Here is a 13,843-nt window from a genome sequence, read left to right on the forward strand (position 1 = left end):
GTCGCGATGGGCTGCAAAGCAGCCCCAAAGGCTCATGCTTCACCACCGGTGGTACACTGTCCGCCACATAGCCTGAATATAAAGAGGGGAGGCCAGGCTGAACCGCAGCCTGTAGCCTCCCCGAGCGTTTCTGGACTAAGCATGAGAATACTGATCATTGGCCCCAGCTGGGTCGGCGACATGGTGATGGCGCAGACCCTGTTCCAGTGCCTGAAACAGCAGCACCCCGACTGCGTGATCGACGTGCTGGCCCCCGAGTGGAGCCGGCCGATCCTCGAACGCATGCCCGAAGTGCGCCAGGCCTTGAGCTTTCCGCTCGGCCACGGCGCACTGGAGCTGGCCACGCGGCGGCGTATCGGCAAGTCCCTGGCCGGCCAGTACGACCAGGCCATCCTGCTGCCCAACTCGTTGAAGTCGGCGCTGGTCCCCTTCTTCGCCGGCATTCCCAAACGCACCGGCTGGCGCGGCGAAATGCGTTTCGGCCTGCTCAATGACGTGCGCAAGCTGGACAAGGCCCGCTACCCGCTGATGATCGAGCGTTTCATGGCCCTGGCCTACGCCCCTGGTGCCGAATTGCCGCAACCGTACCCGCGCCCGCACCTGCAAATCGAAGCCCAGAGCCGCGAGGCCGCCTTGGCCAAGTTCGGCCTGGAGCTCGACCGCCCGGTACTGGCGCTGTGCCCCGGTGCCGAGTTTGGCGAGGCCAAGCGCTGGCCGGCCGAACACTATGCCGCCGTGGCGGATGCGATGATCCGCCAGGGCTGGCAGGTATGGCTGTTCGGCTCGAAAAACGATCACCCGGTGGGCGAACAGATCCGCGACCGGCTGATCCCGGGGTTGCGCGAAGAGTCGGCCAACCTGGCTGGTGAAACCTCGCTGGCCGAGGCTATTGACCTGATGTCGTGCGCGCAGGCCGTGGTGTCCAACGACTCGGGGCTGATGCACGTGGCGGCTGCGCTCAACCGCCCGCTGGTGGCCGTATATGGCTCCACCTCGCCCGGCTTCACCCCACCGCTGGCCGAACAGGTGGAAGTGGTGCGCACCGGTATCGAGTGCAGCCCCTGCTTTGACCGCACCTGCCGCTTCGGCCACTACAACTGCCTGCGCCTGCTGGAGCCCGGTAAAGTCATCGCCGCCCTGCATAGCCTGAGCGGGCCGGACCTGATCGATGCCGTGGCCGAGGTCGACTAAGTGCGGGTACTGATCATCAAGACCTCATCCCTGGGTGACGTGATCCATACCCTGCCGGCACTGACCGATGCCGCCCATGCGCTCCCGGGCATCCGGTTCGACTGGGTGGTGGAAGAAGGCTTCGCCGAAATCCCCAGCTGGCACCCGGCGGTCGACCAGGTCATCCCGGTGGCCATCCGCCGCTGGCGCAAGAACCTTTGGCAAACCCTCAAGAGCGGCGAATGGAAGGCCTTCAAGCAGCGCTTACGCGCGCGCAAGTACGACCTGGTGATCGACGCCCAGGGCCTGGTCAAGTCGGCCTGGCTCACCCGCTACGTGAAGGCCCCGGTGGCTGGCCTGGACCGCTATTCGGCCCGTGAAGGCTGGGCCAGCCGCTTTTATGACCGGCGCCTGTCGGTTGCTACCGGCCAGCATGCGGTCGAGCGGGTGCGCCAGCTGTTCGCCATGGCCCTGGCCTACGACCTGCCCGAAGGCATCGGCAACTACGGCCTGGACCTCGAGCGCCTGCAACTGCCGCCAGCGGCGCCCTATGTCGTGTTCCTGCATGGCACCACCTGGGCGACCAAGCACTGGCCGGAAGCCTATTGGCGCGAACTGGCCGAGCGCATGGGCCGGCGCAAGCTGGAGGTGCGCCTGCCGTGGGGCAACCCGGCGGAGAAGGCGCGGGCCGAGCGCATTGCCCAAGGCTTGAACAATTGCCAGGTGCTCCCCAAATTGAACCTTGCCGGTGTGGCCCGCGTGCTGGCAGCGGCAAAGGCCTGCGTGGCGGTCGATACCGGCCTGGGCCACCTGGCCGCGGCACTCGATGTGCCGACCATTTCGTTATTCGGCCCGACCAACCCGGGCCTGACCGGCGCCTACGGACGGACCCAGATTCACCAGGCCAGTGACTGGCCCTGCGCGCCCTGCCTGCAGAAGAAGTGCACCTACAAACCGAGCGCCGATGACCTGGCCCGGTTCGATCTCAAACGCGAGTGGCCACTGTGCTTCACTCGCCTGAATCCCGAGCATGTGGCGAGCCGCTTGAGCGCGTTGCTGCTGGCTGAGGATGTCCGTTGATGCAACTGGCTTTCGTACTTTACAAATATTTCCCCTTTGGCGGGCTGCAACGCGACTTCATGCGCATTGCCCTGGAGTGCCAGAAGCGCGGCCACCAGATCCGTGTGTACACGTTGATCTGGGAGGGCGACATTCCTCCAGGCTTCGAGGTGCTGGTGGCGCCGGTCAAGGCGGTCTTCAACCACCGGCGCAACGAGAAGCTCAGTGCCTGGATGGCCGCCGACCTGGCCAAGCGCCCGGTCGACCGCCTGATCGGCTTCAACAAGATGCCGGGGCTGGACGTGTACTACGCCGCCGACGGCTGCTTCGAGGACAAGGCGCAAACCCTGCGTGGCGGCCTGTACCGCCGTTGGGGCCGCTACCGGCACTTTGCCGAGTACGAGCGTGCGGTGTTCGCCAAGGACGCGCATACCGAAGTGCTGATGATTTCCGAAGTGCAGCAGCCGCTGTTCATCAAGCATTACGGCACCCCGCTGGAGCGCTTCCACCTGTTGCCGCCGGGCATTTCCCAGGACCGCCGCGCGCCGGCCAATGCCGCCGAGATTCGCGCCGAGTTCCGCAAGGAGTTCAACCTGGGCGAGGGTGACCTGCTGCTGGTGCAGATCGGCTCGGGCTTCAAGACCAAGGGCGTGGACCGCAGCCTCAAGGCGCTGGCGGCACTGCCGTCGGCGCTGCGCAAGCGCACCCGGATGATGGTCATCGGCCAGGACGACCCCAAGGTATTCCAGCTGCAAAGCGCTACCCTGGGCCTGGGCGACCAGGTGCAGTTCCTCAAGGGCCGTAGCGACATCCCGCGCTTTCTGCTGGGTGCCGACGTGCTGATTCACCCGGCGTACAACGAAAACACCGGTACAGTGCTGCTCGAAGCGCTGGTGGCCGGTTTGCCGGTGCTGGTGTCCAGGGTGTGCGGCTATGCCCATTACATTGCCGAGGCCGACAGTGGCCTGGTGCTGGACGAGCCGTTCGAGCAGGACCAGCTCAACAGCTACCTGCAGCGCATGCTGGAAGACCCGCAGGCCCGCGCCAGCTGGTCGCGCAACGGACTGGCATTCGCCGAAACCGCCGATCTGTACAGCATGCCGCAGCATGCTGCCGACGTGATCCTGGGGCAGAAAACCGCATGAAGCTGATACTGGCCGAACCCTTCAAACACCTGTGGGCCGGGCGCGATGCCTTCGACGCCGTGGAGGCGCTGCAAGGTGAGGTCTACCGCGAACTCGAAGGCCGCCGCACGCTGCGTACCGAGGTGGCTGGCGAGGGCTTTTTCGTCAAGATCCACCGCGGTATCGGCTGGGGCGAGATCTTCAAGAACCTGCTGACCGCCAAGCTGCCGGTGCTCGGTGCCGGCCAGGAGTGGCAGGCGATCCAGCGTTTGCATGAAGCGGGCGTGCCAACCATGACCGCGGTCGCCTACGGTGAGCGCGGCAGCAACCCCGCCGCGCAACATTCGTTCATCATCACCGAAGAGCTGGCGCCGACCATCAGCCTGGAAGACTTCAGCATCGACTGGGCCAGGCAGCCGCCCGAGCCGCGCCTGAAGCATGCGCTGATCGCCGAGGTGGCGAAAATGACCGGCGGCATGCACCGCGCCGGGGTCAACCACCGCGACTGCTACATCTGCCACTTCCTGCTGCACACTGACCGCGCGGTGACGGCGGATGATTTCAAACTGTCGGTGATCGACCTGCACCGCGCGCAAACCCGGGCGACAATCAGCCGGCGTTGGCGTGACAAGGACCTGGCGGCGCTGTACTTCTCGGCGCTGGACATCGGCCTTACCCAACGCGACAAATTGCGCTTCCTGCGCGCTTACTTCCAGCGCCCGCTGCGGCAAGTCCTCAAGGACGAAGCCGCGCTGCTGGCCTGGCTGGAGCGCAAGGCGCAGAAACTCTACGATCGCAAGCAACGCTATGGGGATGCACTCTAATGGCGAGTTGGACACTGGCGCCGGGTTACCAACACCTGGCGGCGGACTTCGGCAGCCTCGATGCGGTATTTGCCATTCAAGGCGAACGCCTGACCCGCGACCCGCTCAGCGAGGTGGTGCGCATCGAGCGTGATGGGGTCAACTATTACGTCAAGCGGTACACCGGTGCCGGCAAGCACATGCGCCGCTACCTGGGCCGGCCGCGCATCAAGGCCGAATGGCAGAACCTCAAGCAGTTCGCCAAGTGGGGCATTCCCACCGCCGAAGTGGTGGCCTGGGGCCTTGAGCGCAATGGCCTGGCCTTTGGCCGCGGGGCGATGATCACCCGCGAGCTGCCCAACACCGAAGACCTGTCGGCACTGGCCGAGCGCAACGATGCGCGGCTGGCCGATCGCACCTGGGTCGACCATATCAGCCGCCAGTTGGCCCGCCATACCCGGGTGATGCACGAACACCGTTTCGCCCACAACGACCTGAAGTGGCGCAACCTGCTGGTCGATGACCAAGGCACGCTGTTCTTCATCGACTGCCCCACCGGCGATTTCTGGCGCGGGTTCATGTGGCGGCACCGGCTGATCAAAGACCTGGCCTGCCTGGACAAGGTGGCCAAGTACCACCTCTCGGCTACCCAGCGCCTGCGTTTCTACCTGCAGTACCGTGACCGTAAACGGCTTGATGCGCGCGACAAGAAACGCATCCGCCAGGTGCTGGGCTTTTTCGAGGGAAGGGAATGACCGACTACCTGGCCAGCGCAGAACTCGCGCTGCTCAAACGCCATGGGCTGGATGACTTCGAGGCGCTGTGGGCGCTGCAACTGGACGCCGTGGACGAGCCCAACACCGGCCGTGGCGGCTGGAGCAGCGTGTTCCGCCTGGAGCTCGAAGGCAAGGGGTACTACCTCAAGCGCCAGTGCGACTACCTGACCCGCACCCTGCACCGGCCGTTTGGCGAGCCAACCTTCGCCCGCGAATTCCGCAATATCAGCCGTTATCAGAAGTTGCACATTCCGGCCTTGCAGGCGGTGTTCTACGGTGAGCGCAAGCAGGGCGGCCAGCACCGGGCGATTCTGATGACTCGTGCCCTGGACGCGTGGGCCGACCTCGACAGCCTGCTGGGCCAATGGCCGCAGTTGGGCGAGGCCGAACGCAACGGCATCCTGCAGGCGTGCGGCCAGCTGGCGCGTACCCTGCACGGCGCCGGCCAGGTGCACGGCTGCTTCTACCCCAAGCACATCTTTCTGCGCCAGCGCCGCGAGGGGTGGGACGCCCAACTGATCGACCTGGAAAAGACCCGGCCGTTGCTGTTCGGCATGCGTGACCGCCTCAAAGACCTGGAGCCGCTGCTACGCCGCGCCCGGGCCTGGAGCGAGGCGGATGTCCGCACCTTGCTGGCCAGCTACCTGGCGCAGCCCGCCGAAGGCACGCTGGTCGACACCTGGCTGCAACGCCTGACGCAACGCCGTCGTGAAAAAGAGGCCCGCTGATGCGTTTGTCTGAACTCAAGGCTGCCGGGCGTAGCCCGTCACTGCCGCTGACCCTGACCTTGGCCGATGCCGCCGGCAGCGCCGACCTGCAGCTGCTCAGCCTGTTGCGTGTGCTACCGGGCCAGCGCTATGTCGGCGCCGGTGTGTGGCGCGGGACGCCGGTACTGGCCAAGTTGTTGGTGGGTGCTAACGCGGCGCGGCATTTCCAGCGCGAATTGCAGGGCGTGAAGCTGTTGGCCGGGCAGGGGCTGACCACGCCCAGGCTGCTGGCCGACGGGCTCAGGGAAGGCGAAGGTGGCTGGCTGCTGTTTGAATTCCTCGACGGTGCCCAAAGCCTGGCCGATGCCTGGGGCGCGGTGGAAAACCTGCCGGTGCTGGCCGACGCGCAGCAGCAGGTGCTGGGTGAGGCGCTGACGGCCGTGGCGCACATGCACGCCAAAGGCCTGTGGCAGGAAGACCTGCACCTGGACAACCTGCTGCGCCACGCCGGCAAGCTGTACCTGATCGATGGCGCCGGCATCAAGGCCGAAACCCCTGGCCAGCAACTCTCGCGCCCGCGGGTGCTGGAAAACCTCGGGGTATTCTTCGCCCAGTTGCCCAAGCGCCTGGAACCGTTCATCGAAGAGTTGCTGGTGCATTACCTGCTGGCCAATGCCGAGCACGCGCTGCCACTGGAAGCCTTGCAGAAGCAGGTGGACAAGGTGCGCAGCTGGCGGCAGAAGGACTACCTGGAAAAGGCCGGGCGCGAATGCAGCCTGTTCAGCGTACAGCGCAGCTTGTCGGGCTTGCGTGCGGTTCGCCGCAGCGAGGTGGCCGCCATGCTGCCGGTGCTGGAACAGGCCGATGCCTTGATCGACCAAGGCCACCTGTACAAGACCGGTGGCGCCGCCAGTGTGGCGCGTATCGAGGTGAATGGCCGGCAGTTGGTGCTCAAACGCTACAACATCAAGAACACCGCGCACTGGCTCAAGCGCTTCTGGCGCCCGAGCCGGGCCTGGCATTCATGGATCGAAGGGCACCGCCTGGAGTTTCTCGACATCGCCACGCCACGCCCCTTGGCGGTGCTGGAGCAGCGGGTGCTGGGCCTGCGCAGCCGTGCCTACCTGGTCACCGAGTATGTCGATGGCCCAGACCTGACCGCGTGCTTTGCGCCCTACGTGGAAAGTGGCGAGGCCCCGCAAGAACAGCTCGATGCGTTGGTGCAGGTGATGCAGCAGCTGATCCGCGAGCGCATCAGCCACGGCGACTTCAAGGGGCACAACCTGTTCTGGGACAACGGGCGCTGGTCGCTGATCGACCTGGACGCCATGTGCCAGCATGCCACCCAGCTCAGCTTCGCCCCCGCCTATGCCCGCGACCGGGCACGGCTGCTGCGCAACTGGCCAAGTGGCAGTGCCTTGCATCAGCGGTTGGACGGGCTGTTGCCGCGGCTTACCGAATAACAGTCTGGAAACGCCAGCCAGTCACTGCTTCGGCCGGGCTGGCGAACCCGGATGCGCCACTGGTCCCCCTGCCAACGCACAATGGCCCAGGCAATGGGCCTGCTGTGCGGTTGCCCGGGCATCAGCAAATGGTAATGGTTGTCCAGCAAGTGCGCGCGCAGCGGCAACGCCTGGCTGCCTGCCACCAGAAAGTACTCCCGGCCCAGGCGGTACAGCCCAGCGGTGTCGGTTGGCTCGGCGCCAGCGGGGTACGTGGGCAGTTGGCACGCTTTGAACAGCGCCTGCAAGTCGGGTAGCCCGTCATGCCACAGCACCACAGAGTCCACTACCCATTCGCCGTCTTCGCGGCGTTTGACCGGTACCTTGGTATAGGCGTCTGGCATGCGCGGGTCTACTACCCGCCAGCGGTAGCCGTCGAAAGCGACCTGGTATGTAGCCCCGCTGGCATCCCGGATGTAGTAGAAGCTCATGCCGGGGTACGGCGAGGGTTGCTCGTAGATACCTTCTTTGTGAATGCCATCCACGCGGTAGCGCAGTTTTTCACGGTTGATGTTCACGCTTGCCGAAGGCGGCAACTTCAGCGGTGGAGGCGAGGGTATTCCCCGCAATGCGCGGCGCATCACGGTTGTTCCACCCAGGTTGTTGACGGCGTCGTTGGCGTAGGTGAAGGCGTCGACGATGTGCTTCAGTACCTCGGTACGTTGCGCTTGCTTGAAGGCCTTGTGCGCATCGATCACCGACAGGATCGAACGCCCCAACGATACCGCCACCAGTGCCCGGTTGGGCAACACGAAGCTGATCAAGTCCAGAATGAGCGTCAGCCCGCGCAGGCCGAGCTCGGTCAGCAGTTCCCGCCGGGTGTTGGTGCTGGCATCGACCGCGGCCAGCATGGCATTCACTTCCGCGAGGTAGCGGGCCTGCTGGAAATCGCCGGTGATCGTCGGGCGTTGTACATGGGGCCCCATGCCGCCTTTGGTCAGCCATAGCTCGATTTGCTCACGGTCGGCCAGCGGCAGGCGGTCTTTCAGGTAATCGCGCAGGGCAGGTTGTTTGCGCAGGGTCTTGAGCATGTGCCGGGTATTGCGAAACTCACGCCAGGCGCGGCGGTCCGGGGCGTCCGGGGTGTAGACGATGAAGCGGGCGAAGCCTGGGCTGTCTGGGGTGACCAGCATGATGCCTTGCAGCGTATGCCCACCGATCAGCAACTGGCGCACGCTCAGTTGCGCTACGTCTGCCTGTTGGCGCGCATGGCTTTGCGGGTATTCGAGCAAGGTGGTGATCCAGGCAAACCCGCGCTCGAACGGGTCTTCGAGAAGGTGGCCGGCATAGTGCGCCTTGGCCGCTTCGGCGCGCATGCGCGCATGGCTGATGGCGACATAACTGTCCTGCCGCCACTGTGCCTGCGGCGATGTCAGCAAATGGGTGCGCAGGTATTGGCTGTAGCTTTCACCCACATCCAGCTCACGCACCAGCTGCTTGACCTGGCTTGGGCTGACGCCAGCGATGGTCACGCCCTGCTTGTCGTGCACCCTCGCCGTCAACCAGTAGTCGATATCGAGCAAGCTGACGTTGATCAGCGCCAGCTCGTCGATGCGGTAGGTCTGCTGGACCAGCTCGATGCTGTCGCCAACCTGCGGGCGGCTGGCGACGGGTATCCAGGGGCCGGTAATGCTGGGCGGCAACACAGGGCCTATGGGCCTGGCCAGGGTAACGCTGACATACACGCCGAGCGGGTCGATATCCAGCTGGTGACGTTGGCGCAGATGCGTGCGCAGGCGTTCACGCGTCCAGGCGAGCAGGCCATTGCGGTCGACGAATTGCTCAAGGCTCAGGATACCGGGTGCCGCCGCCTTGTCGATGGCGATCACCAGCTCTTGCAGTGTTTGCATGATGTGCGTGAGGCCCTGTGCCGAGGCGTTTTTCAGCCAGGCTGGCGAGTTGCGCTCCAGCAGCAGGCCGTAGCGTGTCTGTAGCGCAGAGCGGCTGTCGGCCCATGGCAGCAGATCGGCGGCCTCGGCCAGGTCCGCTGTCAGCTTGGGCCAGTCCACCGCCGCCTGCTGCGCAGCTTCCTGCCAGGCCTGGGTCAGCGCGGCGTGCTGGCCGTCGATCAAGGCCTGAGCCTGTGCCTGAATCATGTCCTCGTTGAACCATTCATAGCGCAGGCGCTCGGCGTTGCGGGCGTTGTCGCGATCGTGTTCGTTGCTCATGTGCCGCAGCAGTGGCCGGCTTTGCTGCACGTCGTCCAGGCGTTCGCAAAGCTCGGTGTGCAGCTCGGCAAGGCTATCGAATGCTTCGATGCCATGGGACAGGCTGCACAGCAGCGCGTAGTCGGTGGTGTTGCGGGTGTCTGGCATGCGGCCCTCGGGCCGGCCTTCGACGATCACGAAAGTGCCGGGCAGGTAGCTACGCCAATTGGGTGTGGTGATGTCCAGTACGGGGCGGTAGATCTGCGGCCGTTGCGCGGCTGGTAAATGCTGGCGCTGCGAGGGCAGCGGCCTGTTGGCGCAGCAGGTGACCAGCTCGGCATGGCTCGAACCCAGCGTATGGTCATCGCTGCGCAACGCGATTTGCGCCAGCAGTTGCTGGCGCAGCAGCGCAGCCAGGCGTGCCCGCCGGCTTTCGCCGCTTGCGGTGCCAAGCCAGTACTGCGCAAGGTCGGCGAAGTAGCGCTGCCGTGCGTTCAGCAGCGGCAGCGACGGGTCGGGCGTTGGGGGTGGGGTGAGCAGGGCGCTCAATTGCGCATCGAAGGACTTGAAGTGTGTCAGGCTCATGGCGGGCTCCACGGTGAACAGGCCGTGCAGCTTGGTCCCAGCTGTTGATCCAGGCGTGTTAGCTGTTTACCTCATTTGCCGCTCAGCCCACGGAACCCGAGCCATGCCGGAATGCCCAGCCCCAGCCAGGCCAGGGCGTCCCAGGCGCCGTCCCCGAGCAGCGCGGCGAACAGGCCGGCTGCACCCAGCGCGGCGATGAGCCCAGGCCAGGCGAAGATCTGCCTGGTGCTGCGTGACGTGTGGCTCACGGGCGCGCCCCCCTGCTGCTGCGCAGCTTGGTCCACCACAGGTAGAGGCCGCTGCCGAGTACGATGATCGTCAGCACGTCCAGTGCTGCCCACAGCACCTGCATGGGCCGCCCGCCGTAGTCGCCAAAATGCAGGGGTTGCGACAGGCCCATGGCATCCATGTACCAGGGGCGTTCGCCGACGGCGGTCACTTGCAGCGTGCGTGCATCGATCAGGACCGGGGTCAGCAGGTGCGAAGTGAGGTGCGTGGCACCTTTCATGAACACCGCGTAGTGGTGCTCACTGGAGAAGCGTGTACCGGGGAAGGCGATGAAGTCTGGGCGCATGCCGGGGGCGGCCTGTTCGGCGATGGCCAGCAGGTCGCTGGCCGCAGCGCGTTCGCCCAGCGGTGGGGCGTTGCGGTAGGGCGCCACCATGGCCGCCAGGCTGTCGTTGCGCCAGGCAGCGATCACCAGGTCGGACAGGGCGCTGATCACGCCGGTTACACCGACAGTCAGTGCCCAGGCCAAGGTGACGATGCCGATCAGGTTGTGCAGGTCGAGCCAGCGCAGGCGCCGGGATTTGTCGTGGCGCACGCTGGCGAAGCCCAGCCGGCGCATGAACGGGGCATACAGCACGGTGCCGGACACGATCGCGACGACGAACAGCACGCCCATGAAGGCCAGCAGCAACTTGCCCGGCAGGCCGGCGAACATGTCCACGTGCAGGCGCAGCATCAGCATCATGAAGCCACCGTTGGCGGCGGGCATGGCTACCGCTTCGCCTGTGCGGGCGTCGAGCATGAAGGTGTGCGACAGGTTGGGCTCGGTACCGGCGGTGGCGGCGGTGATGGCCACCACGCCGTCGGGTTGGTCTTCTTCATAACCAAAGTACTGCATGACCTCGCCGGGGCGGTGCTGCTCGGCCTTGAGCACCAGCTGTTGCAGGTCGAGGTGCGGGGTGCCGGGCGGCATTTCGCGCAGTTCGGCGGCGTCGCCCAGCAGGTGTTCGAGTTCGTGGTGGAAGATCAGCGGCAGGCCGGTGAGGGCGAGCAACAGCAGGAACAGGGTACAGACCAGGCTGCTCCAGGTGTGGACCGCTGACCAGCGGCGGATGGTTGGGCTTTTCATCACGGTACCGTTTTTTGCCTGAGGAATTGGAGGGGCCTGCTGCGCAGCCCAATCGCCGGCAAGCCAGCTCCCACAGGTCAGCGCAGGTCCTCGGGGTCCTGATTTACCTGTGGGGGCTGGCTTGCCGGCGATTGGGCCGCAACGCGGCCCCGGCTCACTCAGAACTTGTAGGTGGCGCTGGCCACGACACTCCGCTCGTCGCCGTAGTAGCAGTAGTACGAGTCACAGGTGGAGAGGTAGTCCTTGTCCAGCAGGTTGTTCGCATTGAGCGCGACCGACGCCCCTTTCAGGCTGTTGTCCAGGCGGCCCAGGTCGTAATGCACCGAGGCATCGAACACCGTGTAGGCATTGGCCTTGCCCAGCCAGGTGTTGCCTTGGTCACCATAGGTATTGCCGGTGTAGCGTGCCCCCAGGCCGATGCCGAAGCCGTCCAGTACGCCCGAGTGGAAGGTGTAGTCGCCCCACACCGAGGCCTGCTGGTTAGGCATCAGTTGCAGGCGGTTGCCCTTGAACTGGCCATCCTGCACTTCGGATTTGGCCAGGGTATAGGCGGCAATTACCTTCAGGTTGTCGGTAACGTCGGAAACCGCTTCAAGCTCCAGGCCGCGGACTTTCACTTCGCCGGTTTGGCTGGTGACACTGGTATTGCCGTCGTTGCTGGTGACCAGCACATTCTTTTGAGTCAGGTCATACACCGCGGCCGAGAGCAACGTATTTGAACCGGGGGGCTGGTATTTGACACCCAGTTCCCACTGCTTGCCTTCGGTTGGTTTGAACGACTTCAGTGGGTCCGCATCGGCCTTGCTGGCGGGCTGGAAAGATTCTGCATAGGACAGGTAAGGCACAAACCCCGAATCGAAGACGTAACTGATCGCCGCGTTGCCGCTGAAGTTACTGTCGCGCTGGGTGTTGGTAGCGTCGCCTTTGTTGAAGAACGTTGTACCGGTGTGTACCCAGTCCTCCCGACCACCCAAGGTCAGCCGCCAGTTGCCCAGCGCCATTTGGTCCTGCACGTACAGGCCGGTCTGAATGGTTTTCTGGTCGTAGTCGTAGTAGGCAGTGGAACGGTCGGGTCTGCTGATCGGCAAACCGTAGACTGGGTCGTTGACATTGATGGGTGGCGCAGCGCCATAGATCGTCAGGAAATTGTTGTTGGTACGTTGGTGGTCCAGGCCGAGCAGCAAGGTGTGGCTGATGGCGCCTGTGCTGAAATCACCCTGGAAGTTGTTGTCGACGGCGAACTGGCTGATGTCCTCGTCAACGTTGGTGGTACTACGCCCCACGTTGCCTTGGTCGTCCACGACCATACCGAACTCCGGCAAGTAGCTGTTGACGGTGATCGTCTGGAACGACAGCTCGGACTTGGTATAGCGCAAGTTTTGCCGGAACTGCCACACGTCGTTGAAACGGTGCTCGAACGCGTAGCCCAGCGCGTAGTAGGTACGGTCGTAGAATTCGTAATTCGGGTCACCCAGGTTCTTGTGGTGCGAGATCTTGCCGAACGGCATGTCGATCTTGGTGCCCTGGATCGGTCGGAACTGGCTGGTGACCCCGGTATCGTCGCGGGTGAATTGGGAAAGGAAGGTCAGCGAGGTATCTTCGTCCACGTTCCAGGTCAGGCTCGGGGCGATGTTGTAGCGCTTGTTGTCGATGTGATCGACCTGCGTACCGCTGTCACGGATCACACCGCTCACGCCATACAGCAAGCGGCCGTCGTCATCGATCTTGCCGGTGCTGGCGAAGTTGATCTGGCGGTGGTTGTCACTGCCATATTGCAGTTCGATTTCATGCGCGCTTTCGGCTTGCGGGCGGCGGCTGACCATGTCCAGCAGGCCGCCGGGTGGGGTCTGGCCATAGACCGAAGAAGCCGGGCCACGCAGCAGCGCCAGGCGGTCGAGGTTCCAGGTTTCGGCTTTCGGGTTGGCGTACACGCCACGTGGCAACGGCAGGCCATCCAGGAACTGGGTGGGCTCGAAGCCGCGCACCCGCATCCAGTCATAGCGGGTGTCGCTGCCGAAGCTGGCAGAGACGATGCCTGGCATATAGCGCACGGCGTCGTCGAGGCTATGCACGCCGCGGTCTTTCATCTGCTCGCGGGTCGCCACGGAAATGGACCGTGGGACTTCGACCAGGGCGGTGTCGGTCTTGGTGCCGGCGGCCGTGCGCTGGGCCAGGTAGCCGTCGACCGGGCCCCACGCGGTTTCAATGGCGCTGTTGGCGTTCACGGTGATTTCCGGCAAGGCCAGGCTGCCCTCCGGCACCGCGACCAGGCTGTAGCTGCCCGCGCTGCTCTGCTGCAATTGCAGGCCGCTGCCCAGCAGCGCTGCCTGCAAGGCGCCGAGGCCGTCATAGCGGCCGTTGACCGGCGCCGAGGTGCGGCCACTGACCAGCGCGGGGTCCAGGGCCAGGGCGATACCGGCCTGGCTGGCGATCTGGTTCAGGGCAGTGGCCAGCGGTGCGCTGGGCAGGTTGTAGGCGCGCAGCGCGGACTGCTCGGCGGCGAACAAGGCAGGGCTGACCAGCGGCGCGGCCATGCCGATGGCCAGGGCCATCAGGCTGGGGCGCAGGATACGATCTACGGCACGGGACATGCGGCGGTTCCTCGACGGGTAA

At 64.8% G+C, this 13,843-nt stretch carries 11 protein-coding genes; 7 read left to right on the top strand and 4 right to left on the bottom strand.

The features are described 5' to 3' along the window. Positions 1-141 precede the first annotated feature (141 nt). Genes waaF through L1P09_RS01610 form a run of 7 tightly spaced genes read left to right on the top strand, consistent with a single transcriptional unit; the run spans position 142 to position 7,102 of the window. A complete protein-coding gene (waaF, locus tag L1P09_RS01580) occupies positions 142-1,191 on the top strand; it encodes a lipopolysaccharide heptosyltransferase II (protein WP_009683332.1) in 1,050 nt (349 codons plus the stop codon). Beyond that, positions 1,192-2,250 carry a lipopolysaccharide heptosyltransferase I gene (waaC, locus tag L1P09_RS01585; RefSeq protein ID WP_029885035.1) on the top strand — a complete coding sequence of 353 codons (1,059 nt, stop codon included), beginning with the start codon at positions 1,192-1,194 and terminating at the stop codon, positions 2,248-2,250. It abuts the gene before it with no gap. Further along, the gene (locus L1P09_RS01590) at positions 2,250-3,374 is read left to right on the top strand and encodes a glycosyltransferase family 4 protein (RefSeq protein WP_235768360.1); all 1,125 of its coding nucleotides are present in this window, start codon (positions 2,250-2,252) and stop codon (positions 3,372-3,374) included. Before waaC ends, L1P09_RS01590 begins: the two co-directional genes overlap by 1 nt. Next, positions 3,371-4,177 (top strand): lipopolysaccharide core heptose(I) kinase RfaP, encoded by an 807-nt coding sequence (gene rfaP / locus L1P09_RS01595; RefSeq protein WP_054904278.1) that lies wholly within the window; start codon positions 3,371-3,373, stop codon positions 4,175-4,177. Before L1P09_RS01590 ends, rfaP begins: the two co-directional genes overlap by 4 nt. After that, positions 4,177-4,911 (top strand): lipopolysaccharide kinase InaA family protein, encoded by a 735-nt coding sequence (locus L1P09_RS01600; protein ID WP_054904277.1) that lies wholly within the window; start codon positions 4,177-4,179, stop codon positions 4,909-4,911. Before rfaP ends, L1P09_RS01600 begins: the two co-directional genes overlap by 1 nt. Continuing rightward, a complete protein-coding gene (locus L1P09_RS01605) occupies positions 4,908-5,660 on the top strand; it encodes a lipopolysaccharide kinase InaA family protein (RefSeq protein ID WP_054913385.1) in 753 nt (250 codons plus the stop codon). The genes L1P09_RS01600 and L1P09_RS01605 overlap by 4 nt, the downstream gene beginning before the upstream one ends. Beyond that, positions 5,660-7,102: a lipopolysaccharide kinase InaA family protein gene (locus L1P09_RS01610; RefSeq protein ID WP_235768362.1), complete on the top strand. Its 1,443-nt coding sequence runs from the start codon at positions 5,660-5,662 to the stop codon at positions 7,100-7,102. The genes L1P09_RS01605 and L1P09_RS01610 overlap by 1 nt, the downstream gene beginning before the upstream one ends. Here L1P09_RS01610 and L1P09_RS01615 read toward each other — a convergent pair. The 4 genes from L1P09_RS01615 to L1P09_RS01630 form a co-directional block, all read right to left on the bottom strand. Further along, positions 7,063-9,873, bottom strand: a complete 2,811-nt coding sequence (locus tag L1P09_RS01615; protein WP_192441499.1) for a dermonecrotic toxin domain-containing protein — start codon at positions 9,871-9,873, stop codon at positions 7,063-7,065. The two genes, L1P09_RS01610 and L1P09_RS01615, sit on opposite strands and share 40 nt — an antisense overlap. A 71-nt stretch (positions 9,874-9,944) precedes the next feature. Beyond that, entirely contained in the window at positions 9,945-10,121 is a 177-nt protein-coding gene (locus L1P09_RS01620; RefSeq protein WP_009683340.1) for a hypothetical protein, read from the bottom strand. Then, the gene (locus tag L1P09_RS01625) at positions 10,118-11,230 is read right to left on the bottom strand and encodes a PepSY-associated TM helix domain-containing protein (RefSeq protein ID WP_009683341.1); all 1,113 of its coding nucleotides are present in this window, start codon (positions 11,228-11,230) and stop codon (positions 10,118-10,120) included. The genes L1P09_RS01620 and L1P09_RS01625 overlap by 4 nt, the downstream gene beginning before the upstream one ends. 158 nt (positions 11,231-11,388) lie before the next feature. Beyond that, entirely contained in the window at positions 11,389-13,821 is a 2,433-nt protein-coding gene (locus tag L1P09_RS01630; protein WP_054904273.1) for a TonB-dependent siderophore receptor, read from the bottom strand. Positions 13,822-13,843 lie beyond the last annotated feature (22 nt).

Source organism: Pseudomonas juntendi (assembly GCF_021560075.1).
GTDB classification, from domain to species: domain Bacteria; phylum Pseudomonadota; class Gammaproteobacteria; order Pseudomonadales; family Pseudomonadaceae; genus Aquipseudomonas; species Aquipseudomonas juntendi.

Excerpts from the sequence above, each read along its gene's own strand:
- L1P09_RS01600 (WP_054904277.1), top strand. The coding sequence starts at position 4,177 with ATGGCGAGTTGGACACTGGCGCCGGGTTACCAACACCTGGCGGCGGAC.
- L1P09_RS01615 (WP_192441499.1), bottom strand. The coding sequence starts at position 9,873 with ATGAGCCTGACACACTTCAAGTCCTTCGATGCGCAATTGAGCGCCCTG.
- waaF (WP_009683332.1), top strand. The coding sequence starts at position 142 with ATGAGAATACTGATCATTGGCCCCAGCTGGGTCGGCGACATGGTGATG.
- L1P09_RS01590 (WP_235768360.1), top strand. The coding sequence starts at position 2,250 with ATGCAACTGGCTTTCGTACTTTACAAATATTTCCCCTTTGGCGGGCTG.
- L1P09_RS01625 (WP_009683341.1), bottom strand. The coding sequence starts at position 11,230 with ATGAAAAGCCCAACCATCCGCCGCTGGTCAGCGGTCCACACCTGGAGC.
- L1P09_RS01630 (WP_054904273.1), bottom strand. The coding sequence starts at position 13,821 with ATGTCCCGTGCCGTAGATCGTATCCTGCGCCCCAGCCTGATGGCCCTG.
- L1P09_RS01610 (WP_235768362.1), top strand. The coding sequence starts at position 5,660 with ATGCGTTTGTCTGAACTCAAGGCTGCCGGGCGTAGCCCGTCACTGCCG.
- L1P09_RS01605 (WP_054913385.1), top strand. The coding sequence starts at position 4,908 with ATGACCGACTACCTGGCCAGCGCAGAACTCGCGCTGCTCAAACGCCAT.
- rfaP (WP_054904278.1), top strand. The coding sequence starts at position 3,371 with ATGAAGCTGATACTGGCCGAACCCTTCAAACACCTGTGGGCCGGGCGC.